The sequence below is a fragment of the Prevotella sp. HCN-7019 genome (assembly GCF_037890215.1).
GTDB lineage: Bacteria > Bacteroidota > Bacteroidia > Bacteroidales > Bacteroidaceae > Prevotella.
Map to the genome: position 1 here is coordinate 150,490 of NZ_JBBKBO010000003.1, position 22,524 is coordinate 173,013.

Annotated in this window: 14 protein-coding genes; 4 read left to right on the plus strand and 10 right to left on the minus strand. The window is 48.9% G+C overall.

Translation table 11 applies throughout. From position 1 onward, the window contains the following. Positions 1–11: 11 nt before the first annotated feature. The 3 genes from WKT13_RS05680 to WKT13_RS05690 form a co-directional block, all read right to left on the minus strand. Positions 12–1,262, minus strand: a complete 1,251-nt coding sequence (locus WKT13_RS05680; RefSeq protein WP_340323203.1) for an N-acetylmuramoyl-L-alanine amidase — start codon at positions 1,260–1,262, stop codon at positions 12–14. A gap of 53 nt (positions 1,263–1,315) precedes the next feature. Beyond that, positions 1,316–1,699, minus strand: coding sequence for a dihydroneopterin aldolase (folB, locus tag WKT13_RS05685; protein ID WP_340323204.1), 384 nt, complete (start codon positions 1,697–1,699; stop codon positions 1,316–1,318). Positions 1,700–1,816: 117 nt separating this feature from the next. Then, positions 1,817–4,366, minus strand: a complete 2,550-nt coding sequence (locus WKT13_RS05690) for an adenosylcobalamin-dependent ribonucleoside-diphosphate reductase (protein WP_298619745.1) — start codon at positions 4,364–4,366, stop codon at positions 1,817–1,819. Positions 4,367–4,597: 231 nt separating this feature from the next. Here WKT13_RS05690 and WKT13_RS05695 point away from each other — a divergent pair, with 231 nt between their 5' ends. Next, positions 4,598–5,338: a nitroreductase family protein gene (locus WKT13_RS05695; protein ID WP_340323205.1), complete on the plus strand. Its 741-nt coding sequence runs from the start codon at positions 4,598–4,600 to the stop codon at positions 5,336–5,338. Positions 5,339–5,586: 248 nt separating this feature from the next. Here WKT13_RS05695 and WKT13_RS05700 read toward each other — a convergent pair whose 3' ends face one another. The 3 genes from WKT13_RS05700 to WKT13_RS05710 form a co-directional block, all read right to left on the minus strand. Beyond that, complete coding sequence (locus WKT13_RS05700) at positions 5,587–8,061, minus strand: bifunctional UDP-N-acetylmuramoyl-tripeptide:D-alanyl-D-alanine ligase/alanine racemase (protein ID WP_340323206.1); 2,475 nt, start codon at positions 8,059–8,061, stop codon at positions 5,587–5,589. Between the two features lie 143 nt (positions 8,062–8,204). Further along, positions 8,205–9,032, minus strand: a complete 828-nt coding sequence (locus WKT13_RS05705) for a GSCFA domain-containing protein (RefSeq protein ID WP_340323207.1) — start codon at positions 9,030–9,032, stop codon at positions 8,205–8,207. Between the two features lie 12 nt (positions 9,033–9,044). After that, positions 9,045–11,537, minus strand: a complete 2,493-nt coding sequence (locus tag WKT13_RS05710; RefSeq protein WP_340323208.1) for a YfhO family protein — start codon at positions 11,535–11,537, stop codon at positions 9,045–9,047. Between the two features lie 974 nt (positions 11,538–12,511). Between WKT13_RS05710 and WKT13_RS05715 the strand changes: the two genes are divergently transcribed. Both WKT13_RS05715 and WKT13_RS05720 read left to right on the plus strand, forming a co-directional pair. Then, the gene (locus tag WKT13_RS05715) at positions 12,512–13,195 is read left to right on the plus strand and encodes a 5'-methylthioadenosine/adenosylhomocysteine nucleosidase (protein WP_340323209.1); all 684 of its coding nucleotides are present in this window, start codon (positions 12,512–12,514) and stop codon (positions 13,193–13,195) included. 18 nt (positions 13,196–13,213) lie between these two features. Further along, positions 13,214–13,699, plus strand: a complete 486-nt coding sequence (locus WKT13_RS05720; protein WP_340323210.1) for an S-ribosylhomocysteine lyase — start codon at positions 13,214–13,216, stop codon at positions 13,697–13,699. Between the two features lie 113 nt (positions 13,700–13,812). Here WKT13_RS05720 and WKT13_RS05725 read toward each other — a convergent pair whose 3' ends face one another. From WKT13_RS05725 to typA, 3 genes are all read right to left on the minus strand, one after another. Further along, entirely contained in the window at positions 13,813–14,517 is a 705-nt protein-coding gene (locus WKT13_RS05725; protein ID WP_340323211.1) for a porin family protein, read from the minus strand. A gap of 170 nt (positions 14,518–14,687) precedes the next feature. Then, entirely contained in the window at positions 14,688–18,260 is a 3,573-nt protein-coding gene (locus WKT13_RS05730) for a glycoside hydrolase family 2 TIM barrel-domain containing protein (protein ID WP_445323582.1), read from the minus strand. Between the two features lie 378 nt (positions 18,261–18,638). Further along, complete coding sequence (gene typA, locus WKT13_RS05735) at positions 18,639–20,441, minus strand: translational GTPase TypA (RefSeq protein WP_340323212.1); 1,803 nt, start codon at positions 20,439–20,441, stop codon at positions 18,639–18,641. A 305-nt stretch (positions 20,442–20,746) separates the two neighbouring features. Between typA and rpsO the strand changes: the two genes are divergently transcribed. Beyond that, complete coding sequence (gene rpsO, locus WKT13_RS05740; RefSeq protein WP_298619727.1) at positions 20,747–21,016, plus strand: 30S ribosomal protein S15; 270 nt, start codon at positions 20,747–20,749, stop codon at positions 21,014–21,016. A gap of 1,000 nt (positions 21,017–22,016) precedes the next feature. Here the strand turns inward: rpsO and folK are convergent. After that, positions 22,017–22,451, minus strand: coding sequence for a 2-amino-4-hydroxy-6-hydroxymethyldihydropteridine diphosphokinase (folK, locus tag WKT13_RS05745; RefSeq protein WP_340323366.1), 435 nt, complete (start codon positions 22,449–22,451; stop codon positions 22,017–22,019). Positions 22,452–22,524 lie beyond the last annotated feature (73 nt).

A 22,524-nucleotide genomic window follows, 5' to 3' on the forward strand; every position in this document is an offset into this window, starting at 1 on the left:
TTGTCCTGTATTTATTTTCTGTTGTTCTTAAATTCCTTTATCGCCTCATTGACGTTCATCTTCTGTCCGTCCTTGAAGGCAATGATGAACGCTTCGGGGAACTTGTCGAGAATCAGCTTGCGCAGACGATATATCTCGTTGTAGTTTTCGGATGCGCCATATGTGTATTTCTGCAGTCCGTTCTCCTCGTAGCGCTCGCAGCCGGTGAGACCTTTCAGATGGCTGTCACCGTCTTTCAGATTGAGACTTGACACAAGAATCTGTATCTTGAACACCGGACGTCCGCTTGCAACAGCTGCCGGTTGCTGCACCGGTTGTGGTGCGGCAGCTTGCTGCACAGGCTGCTGCGGTGTGGTCTCTGTCACGGTCTGCACAGGTGTTTCCGCCTGTACCGCAGGCTGCTCTGGTTCGGCCGCAGGAGTTGCAGGAGCCGGTTCGGGTGTCTCGGGCAGCATTGGGCTGTCCGTTCTGTAAGGCACGGATATGCCGTTATAGTTCTTATTCTTGTATTCTACAAATGCATTGTATATGCCGACAGCCATCTGGTTGAGTCTGTTCTTGTCGTTGAGAAGAGCTTCCTCGTCGGCCGTCGTGATGAAACCGAGCTCCACCAGACATGCCGGCATGGACGTAAGTCGGAGCACGGCAAGGTTGCTCTGGTGCACACCCTTGTCCGGACGGCTTGCCGCACGGCACACGTTCTTCTGCAACATCTTGGCAAACTCGATGCTTTTTGTGAGGTTTCGGTCCTGCACAAACTCAAACATAATATTGCTTTCGGGCGAGTTGGGATCGTAGCCCACGTAATGCTGTTCGTAGTTTTCCTCAAGCAGAATGACGGAGTTCTCTCGCTTGGCCACCTCAAGATTGGTTTTCGTGGCCTGTGAACGGCCGTCGCCGAGCGTGTAAGTCTCAAAACCGCGGGCTATGCGGCCGCGTTCGAGAGCATTGGTATGTATTGATATGAAAAGATCGGCCTTGTTGCGGTTGGCTATCTCGGCACGTTCGTAGAGCGGCACAAAAACGTCTGTCTTGCGTGTATATACAACCTTGACATCCGGATTGTTCCTTTCCACATACTTTCCGAATGCAAGCGCCACATCCAGATTGATGTTTTTTTCCTTTGAATATTTGCCCAATGCACCCGCGTCACGTCCGCCATGACCGGCATCTATGACAAGAACAAACTTGCGGTCAGCACCACTGACCGATATGGTACACGCGGCAAATAATACCAATAATACAAATATTCTGTTAATCATCAGTCTTGTATGATGCGACAAAGGTAAGCAATAATACGAAAAACTCCAAGTAATCATTTAGTTTTATAATTTGTTAAATGAATTTCAACGCCCGCACCCGAGCAGTCGGCACCCATAGGCGGGTTGTGCTTCACTATCTTGACATCGAGCGACAATATAAGCGGAAAACTCTCGAAAAGGCTTTCTGCTATGCGGCCCGCCACATGTTCGATGAGTTTCGACGGCCGGTCCATCTCGCGTCTTACAACTTCGTACACGGCCGCATAGTTGAGTGTATGGTTCACATCGTCGGTCTGCATGGCCCGGGTAATGTCATATCCGGCGCGTACAGACACCGTATAGTCGTTGCCGGTAAGCAGTTCCTGGTCTATCACTCCGTGGAAAGAATGAAACTTCATGGCGTCGATGAAGACGTATCCACACTTGTATTCGTACATAAAAAAAGAAAATCGGTGTTGAAAAAGAAAAACGAAAGGGTGCGCCAGAAACCTTGTCACTCATCATGAACAGCCTCCGGCACACCCGTATATAAAGATTAGATCTTCAGAAGAATACTATCCGCAACGCGATGCACCGCAGTTTTTGCAAATGAGGCAGCCTTCCTGATAGACAAGAGTTCCACCGCATACAGGACAGGATTGTCCCTTAGCCTCGGTGCCATCCACAATATATTTCTTCAATGCACGCTCAACACCGTTCTTCCAGGTATTGATGCTTTCGCTCTTGAGCTGCAGCGAACCGACCAGCTTGATTACGTTGCCGATAGGCATGCGGTAGCGCAGCACACCGGAAATAAGTTTTGCGTAGTTCCAGTATTCCGGATTGAACTTTTCGCTCAGTCCTTCTACAGTGGTCTTATATCCACGCTTGTTCTCAAACTGGAAGTCGTAACGGCTGTGGCCGTCCTCGTTCTTCTGCTTGATTATCTTACCCTTGGTTACTGTCTTGGGCAGAACAATGCCTTCCTCGTCGTCCTGCAGACCGGTGAAGATCTCGTAAGGATAACCGTTGAGCAGACCTACGAAGGCCACCCATTTCTCCTTGTTGTTCTGGAAACGCACAACATCACATTCCAGTTCCTTCGGTCTCACCTCCGTAACTTCAGGATGTGCGCAAGGACACTCTTCCTTGTCATCGCTCTTCTTGTCTTTCTTCGAAACGGAAATCATTACTCCCGAACGGCTTCCGTCGCGATAGATAGTACATCCTTTGCAGCCAGAGCGCCATGCTTCTACGTACAAACGGTTGACAAGAGCCTCATCCACATCATTCGGAAGGTTCACTGTCACACTGATGCTATGGTCAACCCATTTCTGGATTGCACCCTGCATCTTGACTTTCATCAGCCAGTCGACATCGTTTGCTGTTGCCTTATAATATGGTGATTTCACCACGAGGTCGTCTATTTCCTCCTGGGTGTAACGCTTCTCTGTATCATATCCGTTCACTTTCATCCATTCGAGGAACTTCTTGTGATATACGATGTATTCCTCAAATGAATCGCCCACTTCGTCAACAAAATCGACATGCACCTCCGTGTCGTTAGGGTTCACTTTGCGACGACGTTTGTAAACAGGCATGAACACAGGTTCAATTCCGCTTGTTGTCTGCGTCATCAGACTTGTTGTACCCGTTGGCGCAATGGTAAGACATGCTATATTGCGGCGGCCGTATTTCATTATATCCTCATACAACTGGGCGTCAGCTTCCTTTATACGGAGCAAGAACGGGTTGTTGGCTTCGCGTGATGCGTCGAACACTTCGAACGCTCCGCGCTCACGGGCCATCTCTACTGAACTGCGGTATGCACTGAGAGCAAGAGTCTTATGCACTTCAACACTGAAGTCGGTGGCTTCCTGGGTGCCGTAGCGCAGTCCCATCGCAGCAAGCATATCGCCTTCGGCCGTGATGCCCACACCCGTACGGCGTCCCTTTCCGCTCTTGTCCTTTATCTTCTCCCACAGATGATACTCGGCGCCTTTCACTTCCTGACTCTGCGGATCGATGTTTATCTTCTCCATTATCTTATCGATCTTTTCGAGCTCAAGGTCTACAATGTCATCCATTATACGCTGAGCCACACGCACGTGAGCCTTGAACTTCTCGAAATCAAAGCGTGCTTCAGGAGTGAACGGATTCACTACGTATGAATAAAGATTGATTGAAAGCAGACGGCAGGAGTCGTAAGGACACAACGGAATCTCACCGCAAGGATTGGTGGAAACAGTGCGGAAACCCAGATCTGCATAACAGTCGGGAATGCTCTCGCGCAATATTGTATCCCAGAAAAGTACACCCGGCTCGGCGCTCTTCCATGCATTGTGCACTATCTTGTCCCAAAGCTGCTTCGCGGATATCTCCTTTTTCACCATGGGATTGTCCGAATCTATTGGGAACTGCTGTGTATATGGTCTGTCGTTTACGGCTGCTTCCATGAATTCGTCGTCTATCTTGACAGACACATTGGCACCGGTCACCTTGCCTTCAGTCATCTTCGCATCGATGAAAGCCTCGCTGTCCGGATGCTTTATGCTTACAGACAGCATAAGCGCACCGCGTCGTCCGTCCTGCGCAACCTCACGTGTAGAGTTGCTGTATCTTTCCATGAACGGAACGAGTCCGGTGGAAGTAAGCGCAGAGTTGTTCACCGGTGAACCTTTAGGACGTATGTGTGACAGGTCGTGTCCCACTCCACCGCGACGCTTCATCAGTTGTACCTGCTCCTCGTCGATACGCATTATCGCACCGTAAGAGTCAGCATCGCCATCGAGACCAATTACAAAACAGTTGCTCAGTGAAGCCACCTGATGGTCGTTTCCTATTCCTGTCATAGGACTTCCCGCCGGAACTATATATCTGAAATGGTCGAGAAGGTCGTACACCTCCTGCGCCGTCATCGGATTCTTATACTTGTTTTCTATCCTTGCAATCTCGTTGGCAATACGCCAATGCATGTCTTCGGGCGACTTTTCATATATGCGTCCGAAGCTGTCTTTCATCGCATACTTGTTAACCCACACTCTTGCTGCGAGCTCATCTCCGTCAAAATATTTCAGAGACTCGCCGAAAGCCTCATCGTATGAGTATGTCTTCAAAATTTCCATCAGTAAAATATATAGATTATTCAATAAAAATCAAGAACACAATGTCAATCAGCCGGTTCAATTTTCGTACAGATATGACAACGCCGGCCGTTGACATTTACTGATGCAAAACTACAATATTATTTTCACATTAAGAAATCATTTAGGATATATTTAGTCAATTAACATCAGCAGAATTTTCCAAAAAAGAAAATTTCCGTATCTTTGTAGTGAACTAAAATTTACAAAAAAATGAATTCATTAGATACAAGACGAAGCATAAGGAAATACTCCAGCCGTGATGTTTCCGACGAATTACTGCAGAACATGCTTGCACATGCCGAGCACACACAGACTATGGGAAATCTGCAACTCTACAGCGTAGTTGCAACAAGAAGCGCTGAAATAAAACAGCGTCTGGCCCCGGCACACTTCAACCAGCCGATGGTGACCGAAGCACCTGTAGTGCTCACCTTCTGCGCCGACTTCAGACGAACCACCGTATGGGCCGAAAACCGCAATGCAACACCGGGATACGACAATTTTCTTTCGTTCATAAACGCTGCCACAGATGCCCTTCTCTTCTGTCAGACATTCTGCAATATTGCTGACGAACAGGGTCTCGGCTATTGTTTCCTTGGCACAACAATATACGATCCGCAGGCTATCATTGACGTTCTCAAACTGCCGCAGCTCGTCATGCCGGTGGCAACAATAACACTGGGATGGCCGGACGAGAACCCGGCAATATCGGACAGACTGCCTCTGAAAGCCATTTTACACTCAGAAACATTCCACGACTACACCCCTGAAAATATCGATGAATATTATAAAGAAAAGGAGTCGTTGCCGGAAAACCGCCATTTTGTAGAGATAAACAATAAAGAGACGCTAGCACAGGTATTCACAGACTGCCGTTACACAAAACGTGATAATGAGGCGATGTCGGCCGGAATGATAGAAGCACTCAAGCGGCAGGGATTCCTGAAATGATGTTTTCCCTAATCAAAACATAATTACATAAAGGTCAGAAACAACACTGTCATTCCACAGTACGCCGCCTACCACTTATGGATATATAAAAAAACAAAAGAGACACATCGCGAATTTATGCTGATGTGTCTCTTTTTTTCATATCATCATTCCGGCTTTGCAATGTTCTGTCAGCACCAGTACGGATACAAAATCACGCACATACAATGACAAGGGTACCAACATCCAAAGATACACCGGAAAACATATCAATCCTGGAAATACACTTTCTTCACTCGGCTGCTTATGCCTGTCAGTACCTCATACGGTATTGTATCGAGTGCGTCAGACAGTACAGTGACAGGCAGATTATCGCCGAATATCTCCACTCTGTCACCTTCCTTACAGTCTATTCCGGTGACATCAATCATCGCAACGTCCATACAGATGTTGCCGACATACTCGGCTTTCTTGCCGTTCACCAGGCAATAGCAATGGCGGTTGCCCAAATGGCGGTTCAGACCATCGGCATATCCTATAGGAATGGCAGCAATCACGCTGTCATGATCTATTTTTCCCTTGCGGCTGTATCCCACAGTTTCACCAGCCGGAACATGGCGCATCTGTAATATTGTGGTGCGGAGTGTACTTACATTGTTTATTACCGAGTTGTCGATAGGATTGATTCCATAAAGTCCCAATCCCAGACGACACATGTCAAGTTGGCGTTCCGGGAAATGCTCAATGCCTGCAGAGTTGTCTATGTGACGCAATATCTTGTGCGGGAAAGCGGCTTGCAGTCTGCGACTTCCCTTATCGAACAGTTCGAACTGATGTTTGGAGAACTCATTGAAATTGTCTGAATCGCTTCCGACAAAGTGTGAGAACACTGACCGCGGTATTATCGCGTTCTGACGATGAAGTCTGTCGATAAGTTCATCGATGTCCTTCTCCGGATCGAATCCGAGACGATGCATACCTGTGTCCAGCTTTATATGGACAGGGAAATTGGTTATTCCTTCCTTGCGTGCAGCTGCTACAAGTGCGTCAAGAAGTCTGAAACTGTAAACCTCCGGTTCGAGATCGTAGTCAAACATTGTCTTGAATGCCGTCATCTCCGGATTCATTATCATGATGTTCTGCGTGATTCCGTTCTTGCGCAACGTGACACCCTCGTCAGCAACAGCCACGGCAAGATAATCAACACGATGCTCCTGCAAAGTCTTGGCAATCTCAACCGAACCGGCTCCGTAGGCGTCGGCCTTTATCATACACACCATCTTTGTCTCCGGACTCAGGAAAGAACGATAGTAGTTCAGATTGTTCACAACAGCGTTAAGGTTCACCTCAAGAATCGTTTCGTGTACCTTCTCCACCAGAAGTTCCGTAAGATTGTCGAAACCAAAGCGTCGTGCACCCTTGATAAGTATCACCTCATCGTGCAGATCGTCGAAAGCACCACTGCGGATAAACGATATACAGTCTGGGAAGAAATGCTTTTCCGGCACTTCTATCACGTCAGCCTGCGACGCAATCTGCGGTCCTATGCCGATAAGTTTCTCCACACCGCGCTTGCATGCCATTGTAGAAACCTCGGTGTATAACTCGTCGAGTGGTTTGCCACTCTGATAAATATCACTCAGGATGAGTGTGCGCTTGCGGCCCTTATGGTCAGGACGGCGGTTCATGAAGTCGAGAGCTATGTCCAACGAGTTTACGTCGGAGTTGTAAGAATCGTTTATCAGAGTACATCCGCGCTGTCCCTTCTTCACCTCCAGACGCATTGCCACCGGCTCAAGACGGCCCATACGCTCATCGAGCACCTCCGGCTTCAGGCCAAGATGCAGTGCCACAGCTGCGCATGAGACAGAATTGCGCACAGAAGCCTCATCTATGAAAGGCAGCGTGTAGGCACCCTCCGTGCCCTTATATATATAATGTACTGTTGTGAATGTATCCTTCTTCTCCACCGACTTTATGAAGAACGGCGCTTCATGATCCTTCTCCGACCATGCCAGACGCTCGCCCTTATAGTCCAAAGTACCAATAGTGTCGTTAACCACAGCCTCATCCGAACAGTATATCACGGTTTCAGCGTCATGGAAAAGCATCATCTTCTCGCGGCATTTAGCCTCCGGCGATTCGAAGTTCTCCTGATGGGCGGTGCCCAGATTGGTTATGATGCTTATCGTAGGCTGTATGATATTACGCAGTGCAAGCATCTCTCCCGGCTTGCTTATTCCTGCCTCAAAGAGTCCAACCTGCGTCTGTTCGGTCATCAGCCACACCGAGAGAGGTACACCAATCTGCGAGTTGTAGCTGCGCGGAGAGCGCACAACCATCATGTCAGGTGACAGAAGCTGATAAAGCCACTCCTTCACCATTGTCTTGCCATTGCTGCCGGTTATGCCCACAACGGGTATATTGTATTCCTCGCGATGGCGTTCAGCCAGACGCTGCAACGCAATGAGCGGGCTCTCCACCTTCAGGAAGTTAGCGTCAGGATAAGCCGTAGCAAAATCGTCGGGAACCACCGACACCACAAAATTGCGCACACCGCGACGGTAAAGATCGGGTATGTAGCGAAAACCGTCATTGCGTTCCGATTTCAGTGCAAAGAACAATGTTTCTTCAGGAAAACACAGCGATCGGCTGTCTGTGAGCAGGAAGGCTATGTCTGAGTCGGTGTTGCCATAACGGTGAGCACCGATAAGCGTGGTAACTCTTTCGATACTGTAAGTCATTTTCTTGTGTTTTTGATGGTGCAAACTTAATACTTTTTTTTCACATACGGCACAAGCATATACAAAAATAAAAGACTCCTTCCGGCATAATCTTCAGCAGAAAGGAGTCTTTCATTATTATCTTGACTTTGCGCACAAGAGCATCACGTGCCACAATTCGCGCCGTCCCATTCCATATCAGGATATTTTTCGGCAAGCAATCCGGCCTTATGCATAGTGGCGGCAAGGAAATCCTTGTACTCCTGAGAGTCAGGATTGAACGGCCTATGCCCCAAAGCCTCCTTTATCGGACGCCACTCTTCCAGAAACTTCCGGGTGTCGTCGCTGAAATAAGCAGCTGAAAAGCGTTCCCATATATAGCTTACGGCCTGCTGTGAAGGATGAAGCATGTCTTCGGCGTAGAAACGGTAGTCGCGCAGTTCGTCGTTCACTATCTCATAGGCAGGAAAATATTCCACCACACCCGGATACCGTCCGACCAGCTTCTCGGCGGCAAGCAGCAGCACAGCCTTTGACAATGCACTGCCGTGGAATCCATATTTGGCATAGCGTATCGGACTCACTGTCACGACGACATGCACACCGGCATTGCGCGAAAGCAGAATATCGACCGCACGTGACAGATAGTCGCAACATTCGTCCACCGTCAACTGTTCCTCACGGAAAAGACGCTGTGGACGCTTGCGACAGTTATCCACAATCTCTCCCGTCTCCTTCAAGATATAAACATGATTTGTTCCGAGCGTGAAAACGGCCACCGCCGGCGGCTCGCCTTCATAGCGTTCCACGGTGTGGAGAACGCTCGCCGGATTGTACATCACTCCGAAAGGATTGACAACGGCACGGAACTTGTCCTCCACAAAGCGCCGTCCCATGCTGTCGGCAAAGCACGACCCCACGAAAAGCATCCTCTCACAGGGACGTATGCTGAACTGCGGGCGCTCCACACTGACTATTGTCCTGAACTCCATGCCGCGCCGGTCTTATGCGTTGCTTTTTCTTTTACGCCACTCGAAGAACACTCCTAATGCCACTGCCAGGAAGAGCAGAGCATAAGCCACATAGGCCACAGTCTCGGTGTTGTCGACAGACTTAGGCTTGAACGTCAGCACAACAGTGTGGCGTCCCGGCTTCACGTTGAGAGCGCGCAGTATGTAGTTGGCGCGTCCAAGCTCAGCCTCGGCACCATCCACGGTAGCCGTCCATCCCGGATAATAAATCTCCGAGAACACGATCACGCCACCCTTGTCCGACTGCACGTCATATGTGAGTTCGTTGGGTTCGTATTTCTTCAGTGTCACGAGCGAGTTGCCGGTCTGCGGGACAGCCTGTCCGACCTGCTCTCGGAAGCGTTCGTCCACAACGGCAGTGCGGCGGAGATTAACCTGTCCTACGGCGTCTATCTCCTCGTTTGCATTCTTCACATACTTCACATTGTCCACAAACCAAGCGTTGCCGCAGGCATATGGATTGAGAATAGGCACGGTCTGACCGTCCTGGAGAGGCAGAATGAAGTATTTGGCATTGAGCATATTGAGCACCGGATAGATGGAGTCGCCCGGCACTTTGGTCATGTCGCCTCCGGCTTCTACCACAGCCTTCTGCAGTTTTGCCATCTCCGGTGAGATGTAATGACCTATCATGTCGTTGTAGCGTCCCAGTTTGGCAGCATGATATCCACCGATGCTCTTGTGATAATATGAAGTCTCGTTCTCGTTGAACGTGTTGCTTGCAAGGTTCAGCACACGATAATCGAGCGATTTGTCCTGAAGAATCAGCTTGTCGGTCTCAGTCATCTGCTGCGGTGTTTCCCTTACACTGCGCTCCACGAACATGCCGTCGTTGAGATAGCGCTTGTTCACCTGCCACATGTCGATGAGACAAAGCACCGTGATGGCAGCCACCATATAACCGGCACGAAGTTTCTTGGCCTTGAACAGAAGGAGCATGAACGTGCCGAAGACTACTATCCAGAACGAGCGCCAGCAGTCAGCTGTGAAAACAGCCTCGCGCATTGATCGGAGGTTGGTGAGCAGCGGATTGAGATATTCGGCAGGTATTCCCTTCATAGCCTCCATCTCAGCAGAAGAAATGAAGTCGGAGAAGAACACACCCGGCATCAGCGCGAAGAGCAGACACACACCGGCCGTGAGAGCAAAGCTGACGTACACAAACTTTATCTTGCGTGTGAGAATCTCCGGTTCGTCAACAATCTTCTTGAGTGCCAGCATGGCCAGCAGCGGTATGGTGAACTCGGCTATTACAAGTATTGAAGCCACCGTTCTGAACTTTGAGTACATGGGCACATAGTCGAGGAACAGATTGGTGAACCACATGAAGTTGTGTCCCCACGACAGCAATATGGACAATATGGTTGCAGCGAGCAACGCCCACTTGATGCCGCCCTTTACGATGAAGAGTCCCATAATGAATAGCATCAGCACAAAGGCGCCCACATATACAGGACCGCTCGTGCCGGGTTGTTCACCCCAATACTGGCCGAGCTGCTGATATATCTGCATGAACTGTGGGTCGGCTTTCTCCATTGCCGTCTCGTTCATCGACAGTGGCACGGACGCGCCTCCCTTGACATTCGGCACAAGCAGAGTCCATGTCTCGTCTATGCCGTAGCTCCACTGCGTGATGTAGTCGCGGTCGAGACCGCTTCCGGTCTGGTTGGCGGCGTCTTTCTTCACAAGTTCGCTCTTGCCGCGCATAGATTCCTGGGTGTACTCCCAGGTGTGATACAGGTTGGAAAGATTCACACACAGACCTATTGCAGCGCCTGCCAGACACACGCCAGTGGCCTTGAGGAAAGGCACGTAACTCTTCTTGCGTATGGCATCTACAAGCCATGCGATGAACAAGAAGAGGATGATGAACATGTAGTAGTATGTCATCTGTATGTGATTGGCCTGTATCTCAAGAGCCGAGAACAGCGCAGTCAGAATGAATCCCCACAGATATTTTCCACGATAGGCCAGCACAACGCCCGCTATCATCGGCGGCAGGTAGGCAAGGGCTATGACTTTCCATATATGGCCGGCGGCTATGATGATGAAGAAGTAACTGCTGAAAGCCCAGATGATGGAGCCAAGCGCCGCAAGCGACTGCCGGAAATTGAACGCCCTCAGCAGGATGTAGAATCCAAGAAGATAGGCAAAGACATACCACACATTCTCCGGCATCCACAGGTGATAGAACTTGCCGACACCGTTGAGCACGTCGGCACTCTTGTACGACGGAGCCATCTGATAGGTCGGCATACCGCTGAAGAGCGAGTTGGTCCAACGGGTGGGTTCACCCGTACGCTGGTAGTATTCGGTTAGTTCGACTCCCGAACCGCGTCCGGCCGAAGAGTCATGACGATAAAGAATGCGCCCCTCGATGTCTGCCGGGAAGAAATAGGCAAACGAAATAAGCGCAAACATCAACACTGCCAACAAGTCGGGCAGGCACATTTTCAATGTTTTCATTGATCAACTATGTTTTTGTTTATATTTACAAAAGCGTGGCGGCGGTATGACCCGGCGTGCGTAAAAAGTGGACAGAGTGTCCGTGCGCTGACGCCGGCCTGCTGAAAAGCCCGTGCGGGGCGCTTCGGCAGGTGCCGCTTATCAGTTGCAAACTTACTGAAAAATTCCGAAATATCGCTCACAACGACGGCATAAATGTCCTTAAATCAGCTTTTTTGCAAGCCGTTCCGTCAGCACGGACAAGCCACAGCTGCGGACAAAGAAGGCAACATGAAGGCCACACACGGCCGACAGCACGCTTCCATACTATAGACACGTGCTGCGCAATGGCAGTAGAATCATGCACATACGAGGTTCAAGGAAGCATGTGGAAAAAGTGTGAAGGCAACATAAGTATTTAACACTTTTAAGTTAAAATCCGACTCGCAAAAATGTCGTCACAGACTGACACTACAGAAATCCGGACACGAGAAAAACGATATGAAAAAGCCTTTACCACAATACTGAAAAATCGTTCAAAACTAATGGCGTCGCAATATGGTGCTTATCACACTGCGATATGCACCATTCCACACTCTGATACGGGCTATATCAGCACCTGATAAAGCCTGTATCACACCCCGATAAAGCCTATAACGCAGCACCGAACAGTGACCGTCAGAAAGCAGCGAAAGGATAACCTTCTGATTTTCAAACGATTGTGTAAACGCTTCATTTTCCGGATTTTCGTCCGCAGATGTGACTTTTGTCGGAAAAATCGCACTCTCAGAGGGATAAATTTTAACATTCGGGGATTTATACGCGCAATATATCAACTAACCATCTGTCCACCGGTACAGCCTATACAAAGGCAAGACGGAGAACTGTGCCATTAAGCTGCACCACACAAATAAATGATAAAAAAGGGCGGCTCGCTTCCGCGGACAAAAAGTTTATGGTAAATTTGCAGACGTAAACAGATTAAGTCATCAACAATGAAAATAGGAATTGTAATAGCGATGGACAAGGAGTTCATCCGCATAAAGTCGCTCCTGCACGACGTCAGCCAGACCGAGAAGCACGGATTCACGTTCGTCACGGGCACAAGCGGCGCCAACACGGTGGTGATGATGCAGTGTGGCATAGGCAAGGTGAATGCCGCCATGGGCGCGGCTGAGCTTATAAGCCTGTTCGAACCCGACGCCGTGATATCCACAGGTGTGGCAGGCGGTGCATCGACACAGCTCGAACGTATGGAGGTGGTGGTGTCGTCGCAGACGTGTTATCACGACGCCTACTGCGGCAGCGAGCAGGCCTACGGACAGATAATGGGCATGCCGGCACGCTTCGACGCCGACAGCGATCTGCTGGCCAAGGCATGCGCCATAGACTGCGGTACGAAAATAACACCGGGACTCATAGTGACGGGCGACTGGTTTGTTGACTCGCGCGAGAAGATGAGCTCCATTCTGGAGCATTTCCCTGAGGCAATGGCCGTAGATATGGAGTCGGCTGCGATAGCGCAGGTTTGCCATCGGCGCGGCGTAAGATTCATCAGTTTCCGCATAATAAGCGACATTCCGCTCAAGGACGACAAGGCCCAGCAGTACTACGACTTCTGGGAGAAAATGGCCGAAGACTCGTTCGGCGTGACAAAAGCATTCATGGAATCAATCTGAAAACAGAAAAACAAGAATATGGAAAAGATACCAAGTTTCACAATTGACCACAACCGCCTGCTGCGCGGCATATATGTTTCGAGAAAAGACGAAGTGGGTGGCGACACAGTGACCACGTTTGACATCAGAATGAAAGAACCTAACCGCGAACCGGCATTGCATCCTGGCGCACTGCACACCATAGAACACCTGGCCGCTACCTATCTGCGCAACGACGCCGAATGGAAAGACCGCATCGTGTACTGGGGACCTATGGGATGTCTCACGGGCAACTATCTGCTGATGAGGGGAGATCTGAAGCCTGCCGACATCGTGGAGCTGATGAAGCGTACGTTCCGCTTCGTGGCCGAATTTGAGGGCGACGTGCCCGGAGCAGCACCGCAGGACTGCGGCAACTGGCTGCTTCACGACCTGCCAATGGCACGATGGGAGGCTCGGAAATATCTGGAGGAAGTTCTAGAGAACATCAAGGACGAGAACATGAACTATCCGGAACGTGGATAAAAAAAGCAAGCATACGGCTCTGACACGGAAATGTCAATGCCACGATAAGTAAAAATCCATATACGGATTACGACAAAAGGAGATGCCTGTGCATCTCCTTTTGTCGTATAATATTATAAATTGAAACGATAGCCTACAGTGATGGTGAAGAACCTGTTCTTCGACTTCAGGCCATCTATCTTGTAGATATTGGTCAGCCCGAAGTTGTAGCGGGCATCGAGTATCACGTTCATATATTCGTAGGAAGCACCGACAGGAATGGATAAATCGACAGTATTGCCGGCAAAATCAATATTATATGCCTCCGTGTCGCCATATTCCTTTGAGCCATCCTCATTGACCGTGAACGGTGTCTCCTCATATTTTATCTTGCCGTCGAGCAGGAATCCTACCTGCACACCTGCCTTAAGCGCAAAGCCTTTTGCAACATAACAGTTGAACATAAGCGGCACGTTGAGGTAGTGGAGATCGGTGACCCAATCACGAGTACCGGTGAACGAATTCTCCCCTGAGCCGGCAGTCTGGTGGTCAGGATAGCTGCAACCCTGGAGCGAATACTGCAATCCGAGCGACACGGACACCTGAGAGGTGGCCTGATAGTCAACATCAAAACCGGCGAGAAGTCCTGCCTTGTTGCGCGATTTCAGCTCATCCGAGTTGCCATCTTCCCCGGGAGTCACGTAAATACTGTTGTTGCTCATGTTGGCAATGCTCACACCGAGACGCGGAATGATGGAGAAACGTCCAACCTCATTCTGCGCAAAAGCAGCGAATGCCGATGCCACGAACGCCACAAATAAAATAATTCTCTTTTTCATATCATTATTGTTGTTTTCGTTATTTTCCGCCATAGGCCTTCAACAGACTCATGTCCGCCATTCCACAGCATAACAACAGGCTGACGCTGCGGTGTTAATAAGAAAAGTGGGGAGTGCCAATGAACATGTCACCTCCCCACTCTTTTTATCTAAACGTAAGTGTCTCGTTTTTATTGTATGCCTCCGGCAGGTTCTATACGGAAATCGTAAGAATAGTCGCAGTCATTCTTTATCTCATACTCAGGCAACGGCTGAGGTCCGCAGCTCGCGTTACCGATGCCTCGCTGTATGCAGTCGAGATTGAGCACTACCTCGGCACGACGCACAAGGTCGATGTCGTGGCCGTACTTGATGCGCCACAAGTCGCGGTCGGTATAGTGGAGAGCAGAGAAGTCGAATGTTCCGTCGGCTGTTATTCTGACACCCTTACCACTATCGTCGGTGAGTTTGAGCCAGCGTGTATCGGTGCGTCCGCCCATTGACTGTGCACGAACGTAATACTCACGCATGTCGCTTACGGTAGACTTATACAGTCCCACAAAAGCAGCATCGTTGCGGTCGCGGTAGTTCTCTATAGGACCACGGCCGTACCACTCTACATTCTCGAGCGACGGGCTGAACATGGTCTGTAATGCCAGACGTGGCAGGTTGAAATCCTTCGAAGCATGGAAGTCAGCCTTCACATCCACTGCTCCACCGGCATGAACAGTATATACAACAGCGTGAGGAACTACAGTATTGCCCACATGTGCCTCAAGAGTAGTTGTAACTTCCACCGTGCGCTTGTCGGCAGACAATGTGCACTGGAAGTTCTTCAACTTGACTTCGGTGTTCTGCCAGTTACGTGGGTCGTTGTTGATTGAGCGATACCAGCTGAACTGCGGGCCCTGCATCATGTGGAGCATCTCGCGTCCGCCATAGCGCAGAGATGTCATCTGGCCGTTGCTCTTATCGAACGATACAGCCACACGGTTGTTAACGATACGTACAAAGCCGTTCTGCTCTTCGTTGACCTTCAGATCGCGTGCGTCCTTGTTGTCCACAACAGCTTTCAGTTTATTGTCGGCATTGCTCAGTGCGAACTGCTCCGAAGCAATCACATGGCCGGCGTCGGCCCACAACTCCGGCTTTCTCAGACGTATCTCCACATTGAGGAAATACTCAGAGGAGGCATCGGCGGTGAACTCTGCAACAGGAATCTCTATCTCGGCTTTCTGCCAAGGAGCGGCCGAAGGCAACGGCTGGCTGCCGGTCTTGACGCTCACACCATTCTTATATATGGTGTAGTACAGGTCGAACTCGTCGAGATTGTATGATGTATAGCGGTTTTCGAGGGTCAGCTTTCCGGTTTCAGGTGTATAGAAAAGCTTTATGTACTGATATACTTTCTTCACTTCGAGCAGTTTTGGAGTGACGCGGCGGTCGGCCGTAGTGAGTCCGTTGCAGCAGAAGTCGTTGTCGTTAGGAACGTCGCCGAAGCTTCCGCCGAAGTAGAGATGGGCTTCCGGCTCGCCCACTTTGTTGATGGCCTGATCGACAAAGTCCCAGATACAGCCACCGATCATGCGCTCGGAGTGATTCTCTATGTAGTCCCAGTACTCGGGAAGATTACCTACAGCGTTACCCATGGCGTGGGCATACTCACAGAGGAAGAACGGTTTGTCAGCACCGTTGCGGTCGGTCTGCTTCATACTTTCCACCGAAGGATACATGCGCGAATCCATATCGGCCACTTCGTTCTGGCCCTCATAGTGTATCAGACGATTGTCGAGAGCTTTCACTGCCTTGTATTCGGCTTTGATGTTGATACCGCCACCCGACTCGTTACCGAGCGACCAGAATATTACGGACGGATGGTTCTTGTCGCGCTCAACCATGCGCACAGCTCTGTCAACATAAGCATCGGTCCACTCCGGATTGTCAGTTATGGAGTGATTGCCGTGACATTCCTGGTCAGCCTCATCCATCACGTACAGTCCGTAATAATCGAACAGTGCGTACATCTTAGGATCGTTGGGATAATGGCTGGTACGGATGATATTCATATTATGGCGTTTGTAAAGCAGAATATCCTCGATCATCGACTCTACAGGAACAGCCTTACCGTACTTCGGATGTATGTCATGACGGTTGGCACCCTTGAAATAGGTAAGCATACCGTTGATATACACTTTGTTGTTGCGCAGTTCTATCTTGCGGAAACCATACTGCTGGGCTGTGGCTTCTGTCACATTTCCGGCAGCATCGAGCAATTCCACGTTGAGAGTGTAAAGATATGGTTTCTCAGCGCTCCAAAGGTTAGGCTGAGAAAGATTTATCTTGGCATTCTGAATAATTTCCTTTCCACCAGCAACGGTTGCGGCGTCAACAGTAGCAGAGCCTACTTTCTGACCGTTGGTGTCGAGAAGCGTAAAACGCAATGCAGCCTTTCCGGCAGACTTTCCATCGTTCTCAACATTGGTACGGATATTAAGTGTGGCTCCGGAGAAGTCGGACGTAAGATCTGAGGTGAGATAAAGATCGCGCAGATGTACCTTAGGCATTGCCACGAGATAGACGTCGCGGTGGATTCCGCTTAGGCGGAACATGTCCTGATCTTCCAGATAACTGCCGTCAGACCAACGGTAAACTTCGACAGAAACATTGTTCTTGCCTTTGCGTACATACTTTGTTATGTCGAACTGCGCATCGTTGTTGGCGCCCTGGCTGTAGCCGACTTTCTTGCCGTTCACCCAAAGATACATGGCGCTATACACACCGTCGAAGTGGATATATACCTGCTTGTCGGTCCAGTCGGCCGGCAATGTGAACTCGCGGCGGTATGAACCGACAGCGTTGGGCTCGTTGTTGATGGTGTAACCGCGCTGCGGCTGAATGAACGGAGGATTGTTAAGGAACGGATAGGTGATGTTTGTATAGATAGGAGTACCGTATCCCTTCATTTCCCATGAGGACGGAACGTCGATATTGTCCCATGCGGACACGTCGTAATTGTTCTTATAGAAAGAAACAGGACGGTCCTCAGGCTGTTTCGACCAGCGGAATTTCCACTGTCCGTTCAGCAGCATGTAACGGCTCGAATTGGTGCGCAGCCACGGCTTACGGTAGGCCGGGTCGTTCTGCATTTCGTTTACATCGGCGAAAGGAATGTATGTAGCGTGTCCCGGTTCCTTGTTGATGGCGAACACATGCGGATTCTCCCAGTCGTTCTTGCTTGATGTCTTGGGAGTTATCATCGTAACCTTGACATTGGATTTCACAAGTGTCCACTGTTGTGTAGCCTTGGTCTCATCAGCCTCTACCTGCCATACCGGCTCGCCGAACTGGGCAGCGTCGCGCAGACCGAGATTCATTCCACTGGCCTTGCATGTGAATGTGTACTTGCCATTGGCAAGACGCTTGGCAATCCAAAGCTGGTTTGCGTTGTTATAATCGGTTGTCCACTGCAACGCAGTACGCATCTTGTTGCCGTTTCCATTGTCAAGAGAACGAAGCGAACTGGCGTTGATGATGTTGTAGACATTCTCTGACACCTTGACAAGTTTCCATGCCTGACTCTCCTTGCCTTCGTTGCGCCTGGAGATAAAAATACCGGCTCCATTGTCAAGACTGCCCTGATTGTCGAGTACAAGCCCGTCAGCGACATGAAGCTCATACACGGCACCGGTGTCTATGTTCTGCGAACGTCCCGTCAAAGACAGCATGAACATAAACAGAAAGGTTAAAAAACTTCTGATTTTCATGATTGTTTGTTGTGATTGTTTATTTAATGAAACAAAGATAAGGCATTTTTCTGACAACGCCAATCTTTATGAAGCAAATTGTAGAAAATAGATTCCACTTTACAAGATAAACGGCAGTGGAATATTCATTTTGCAAAAATAAGAAAACGAAAGAAGCCCGGCGACTGATTTTTACCGCACATAATCTACCGTCACCAATCTTCCATAACAGCCTGATAAACTCAGCCGACACACAATGAAAAAGCAGATATCAACACCTGTCAGGATATCAATACCGCCTCGAAAGAATATTACTTACCAAAAATACAGCACTGATGAGCTCCATATAAAAAAGCGGCAGACACCGATTTCATGTCTGCCGCTTTACTTATTTCATTCTTAATCCTTGTTTGCTTTCTTCCGTTCGTTGTGGTCAAGGATGGTTTTGCGGATACGCATACTCTTAGGAGTCACTTCAACAAGCTCGTCGCCCTTGATATACTCAAGACATTCCTCAAGACTCATAAGAACTTTCGGTATGACACGGGCTTTCTCGTCAGAACCGCTCGCACGTACGTTTGTGAGCTGCTTGGCTTTTGTCACATTGATGACAAGGTCGTTGTCGTGAACATGTTCGCCTACAACCTGTCCGGCATAAACTTCCTCTCCCGGATCGATGAAGAACTTTCCGCGGTCCTGCAGTTTGTCGATACTGTAGGCATAAGCCGTTCCTGTCTCCATAGCAATCATTGAACCGTTGACACGACGTACTATCTCGCCCTTGTAAGGCTGGTACTCTTTGAAGCGGTGGGCCATGATTGCCTCACCCTGACTTGCCGTAAGCACATTGGTACGAAGACCGATGATACCACGTGAAGGAATGTCGAACTCGATGTTTACGCGGTCGCCCTGGCTTTCCATCGAGGTCATCTCACCCTTGCGGCGTGTCACCATATCAATCATCTTGCTTGCCGTTTCCTCCGGCACATTTATTGTAAGCTCTTCTATCGGCTCGCACTTCACGCCGTCGATTTCCTTATATATAACCTGCGGCTGGCCCACCTGAAGCTCGTATCCCTCGCGACGCATTGTCTCGATGAGCACAGACAGGTGGAGCACACCACGTCCGCTGACAATCCACTTATCGGTTGTGTCCTCGAACGGCTTAACTCTCAGCGCGAGGTTCTTCTCGAGTTCTTTCTGCAGACGGTCGTTCACGTGACGGCTTGTCACGAATTTTCCCTCACGGCCGAAGAAAGGTGAGTCGTTGATTGTGAACAACATGCTCATCGTAGGCTCGTCGATGGCGATAGGAGGCAGCGGTTCCGGATTCTCAAAATCGCAGATGGTATCACCAATTTCGAAACGTTCGAGACCGATAACAGCGCATATGTCGCCACTGTCAACATGATCGGTCTTATTGTGTCCCATACCTTCAAAAGTATGGAGTTCCTTTATCCTTGTACGCTCCTGTGTTCCGTCGCGATGACATATCGTCACGTTCATGCCGTCGCGGAGAGTTCCTCTGTGTACACGGCCCACAGCGATACGTCCTGTATAGTTGCTGTAATCGAGCGAAGTGATAAGCATCTGCGGAGTGCCTTCGATCTGTTTCGGCGCAGGAATTATCTCAATAATCTTGTCAAGCAGATAATCTATGTTGTCAGTTGGTTTGTTGAAATCCTCTGCCATCCATCCGTTTTTGGCAGAACCGTAAACAACAGGGAAATCCAACTGGTCTTCGGTTGCATTCAAAGCAAACATAAGGTCGAACACCATTTCGTATACTTCCTCCGGACGACAGTTGGGTTTGTCCACCTTGTTCACCACAACGATGGGTTTCAAACCTATCTGCAGTGCCTTCTGCAGCACAAAACGGGTCTGTGGCATCGGGCCTTCGAAAGCATCGACAAGCAGGATGCATCCGTCCGCCATATTGAGAACGCGCTCCACCTCGCCACCGAAGTCGGAGTGTCCCGGAGTGTCTATAATGTTAATCTTGACGCCTTTCCAGTTTATCGAAACGTTCTTGGAAAGAATTGTTATACCGCGCTCACGCTCCAAATCATTCGCGTCGAGCACCTGTCCACTGTTATCCTGACCTTCGCGGAATAATTTTCCGGCCAGCATCATCTTATCTACAAGCGTTGTCTTGCCATGGTCAACATGGGCAATGATTGCAATGTTCCTGATATCTTGCATAATATACCTTAAAAAATCGAGTGCAAAATTAATAATTTTAATCCACACTTCACATATTGTATATACATAATTTTCAAGCAAATATCGATTTGTCATACCATGGAAATAACACAACGGCAATACGCCAAAAAGTCATGTGCAGTGTGACACCATGTACAACTGCACACAGAAAGCCCCGTTTTGTATGTAAAAAAAAGTTAAACAAAAGATTAATATACACCGTTAAGTCTTATTACTGAATAAAAAACAGTAACTTTGCATCCGCATTTCGCAAAATCAATAAATAAACATTAACAAAAAGTTCTATGTACTTAGACAAAGCAAAAAAAGAAGAGATCTTTGGACAGTACGGAAAGTCTAACACTGATACTGGTTCAGCTGAGAGCCAGATAGCATTGTTCTCATACCGTATTTCCCATTTGACGGAACATCTTAAAAAGAACCGTAAAGATTATACAACAGCTCGTTCGTTGACCAAGCTTGTCGGCAAGCGCCGTGCACTGCTCAACTATCTGTACGACCGCGATGTAAACCGCTACCGTGCAATAGTAAAGGCTCTCGGTCTGCGCAAGTAATAAGACGACGACAAGAGATTCTTTTTAAAAAGACAAAAACGTCCGGAAGAAACAATGATTTCTTTCCGGACGTTTTCTTTTATCATACCTTACGAAAAACACGTGACGGCATACCGGAAAACAAAAGAACTTATCCAGAAACAGACTACATGGAAATTAAGCGGTGATTGGTTATATTTATGAACTGCCACACAATGGCCGTAAACGTCCATACAACGCAGCGTGGCATAAAGAACGTCAGCGCATCTGCCCAATCTGAATTCACGTTTCAAGAACAGATAAATCCTCACAGCAAAAGAACTGCATACATACCGTGTGTTTCATCACGCGCCATGTCGGCGTTTCTGAAGAAAACCCGGGCGACGGACTTACAGTTTTTCTTGACTTTTTTTTGACAAAATAAAATCGCAAAAGAGATGTAAAGATATGTTAAATGCGGCATCAAAAAGCCCTGTTCGGACTTTACTGACTTGTGGTATACCCCGTTTGGGATGCCCGGATAATCTGTCTTGCGTTCCGGTTATGCCCATTTTAGCCTGTGATTCCGTCCGTTTAAGGGTGTGATATTGTGCGTTTCAGGCCCTGAAACGGGCAATATCGCATGCTGAAATGGTGCTTATTGCAGCATTAAAAAATGGATATTAGACATAAGTTATTGCAGTTCAGTAACTTATATAAAACTCTAACAATTCGCGTATTTGCGCCCGACGGAGAATCAGTCCGCAAATTCTCGCTTATTTTTTGGGGTAGAACAGAAAACTCTGACGAAAAATCACGGGACACTGAAAATCTGTAAGTGTACCATATTGCAATTCTTTCAGCAGACGAAAACAACGCTGAGTCAGGATTAAATCCACAGTTGTTTTATTGAAACCACCGTCACAGCATCTCTACCGAGCCACCCGGAGCGGTAAAACGTCCTGTGGACGAGACATGGCTCATACGGAAACATATCGGAGTAACGGCACAAGCATCGCGAAAGACATGCCTAAGATCCGCACTATACAAACATGGCCGAAACAGTAGCATCGTCCAATATCTCCATGAGAGGGCGCATCACAAAGTCGCGCTCACGCATGTGGGGATGCGGGATGGTGAGTTCGGGAGTGTTTATGCTTATGTCATCGTAAAGCAGAATATCAATGTCAATGAGTCTGTCGGCATAAACTCCGCCGGACGATTTGGCCTTTCTGCCAAGCCTGCGCTCTATTTCCTGCGTAGCTACAAGCAGCTGTTGCGGCGAAAGCTGTGTATCAACAGCCACACACATATTCAGAAACATATTTTCGGACTCGAAGCCCCATGGTTCGGTTTCGATCATTGACGACTGCCGCACCACCCTGCCCACGGCCTTTTCGAGCATTTCCAATGCCGCAGACATACTGGCATGACGGTCGCCGATGTTGGCACCGAGAGAAAGATAAACCTTATGCAACATAATAAAAATATCAGTTCATAAAAACAAACGGGAGCGCGACGACATGTCCGCTCCCGTTTTTGTATGTATG

Excerpts from the sequence above, each read along its gene's own strand:
- WKT13_RS05680 (WP_340323203.1), bottom strand. The coding sequence starts at position 1,262 with ATGATTAACAGAATATTTGTATTATTGGTATTATTTGCCGCGTGTACC.
- folB (WP_340323204.1), bottom strand. The coding sequence starts at position 1,699 with ATGTACGAATACAAGTGTGGATACGTCTTCATCGACGCCATGAAGTTT.
- WKT13_RS05690 (WP_298619745.1), bottom strand. The coding sequence starts at position 4,366 with ATGGAAATTTTGAAGACATACTCATACGATGAGGCTTTCGGCGAGTCT.
- WKT13_RS05695 (WP_340323205.1), top strand. The coding sequence starts at position 4,598 with ATGAATTCATTAGATACAAGACGAAGCATAAGGAAATACTCCAGCCGT.
- WKT13_RS05700 (WP_340323206.1), bottom strand. The coding sequence starts at position 8,061 with ATGACTTACAGTATCGAAAGAGTTACCACGCTTATCGGTGCTCACCGT.
- WKT13_RS05705 (WP_340323207.1), bottom strand. The coding sequence starts at position 9,032 with ATGGAGTTCAGGACAATAGTCAGTGTGGAGCGCCCGCAGTTCAGCATA.
- WKT13_RS05710 (WP_340323208.1), bottom strand. The coding sequence starts at position 11,537 with ATGAAAACATTGAAAATGTGCCTGCCCGACTTGTTGGCAGTGTTGATG.
- WKT13_RS05715 (WP_340323209.1), top strand. The coding sequence starts at position 12,512 with ATGAAAATAGGAATTGTAATAGCGATGGACAAGGAGTTCATCCGCATA.
- WKT13_RS05720 (WP_340323210.1), top strand. The coding sequence starts at position 13,214 with ATGGAAAAGATACCAAGTTTCACAATTGACCACAACCGCCTGCTGCGC.
- WKT13_RS05725 (WP_340323211.1), bottom strand. The coding sequence starts at position 14,517 with ATGAAAAAGAGAATTATTTTATTTGTGGCGTTCGTGGCATCGGCATTC.
- WKT13_RS05730 (WP_445323582.1), bottom strand. The coding sequence starts at position 18,260 with ATGAAAATCAGAAGTTTTTTAACCTTTCTGTTTATGTTCATGCTGTCT.
- typA (WP_340323212.1), bottom strand. The coding sequence starts at position 20,441 with ATGCAAGATATCAGGAACATTGCAATCATTGCCCATGTTGACCATGGC.
- rpsO (WP_298619727.1), top strand. The coding sequence starts at position 20,747 with ATGTACTTAGACAAAGCAAAAAAAGAAGAGATCTTTGGACAGTACGGA.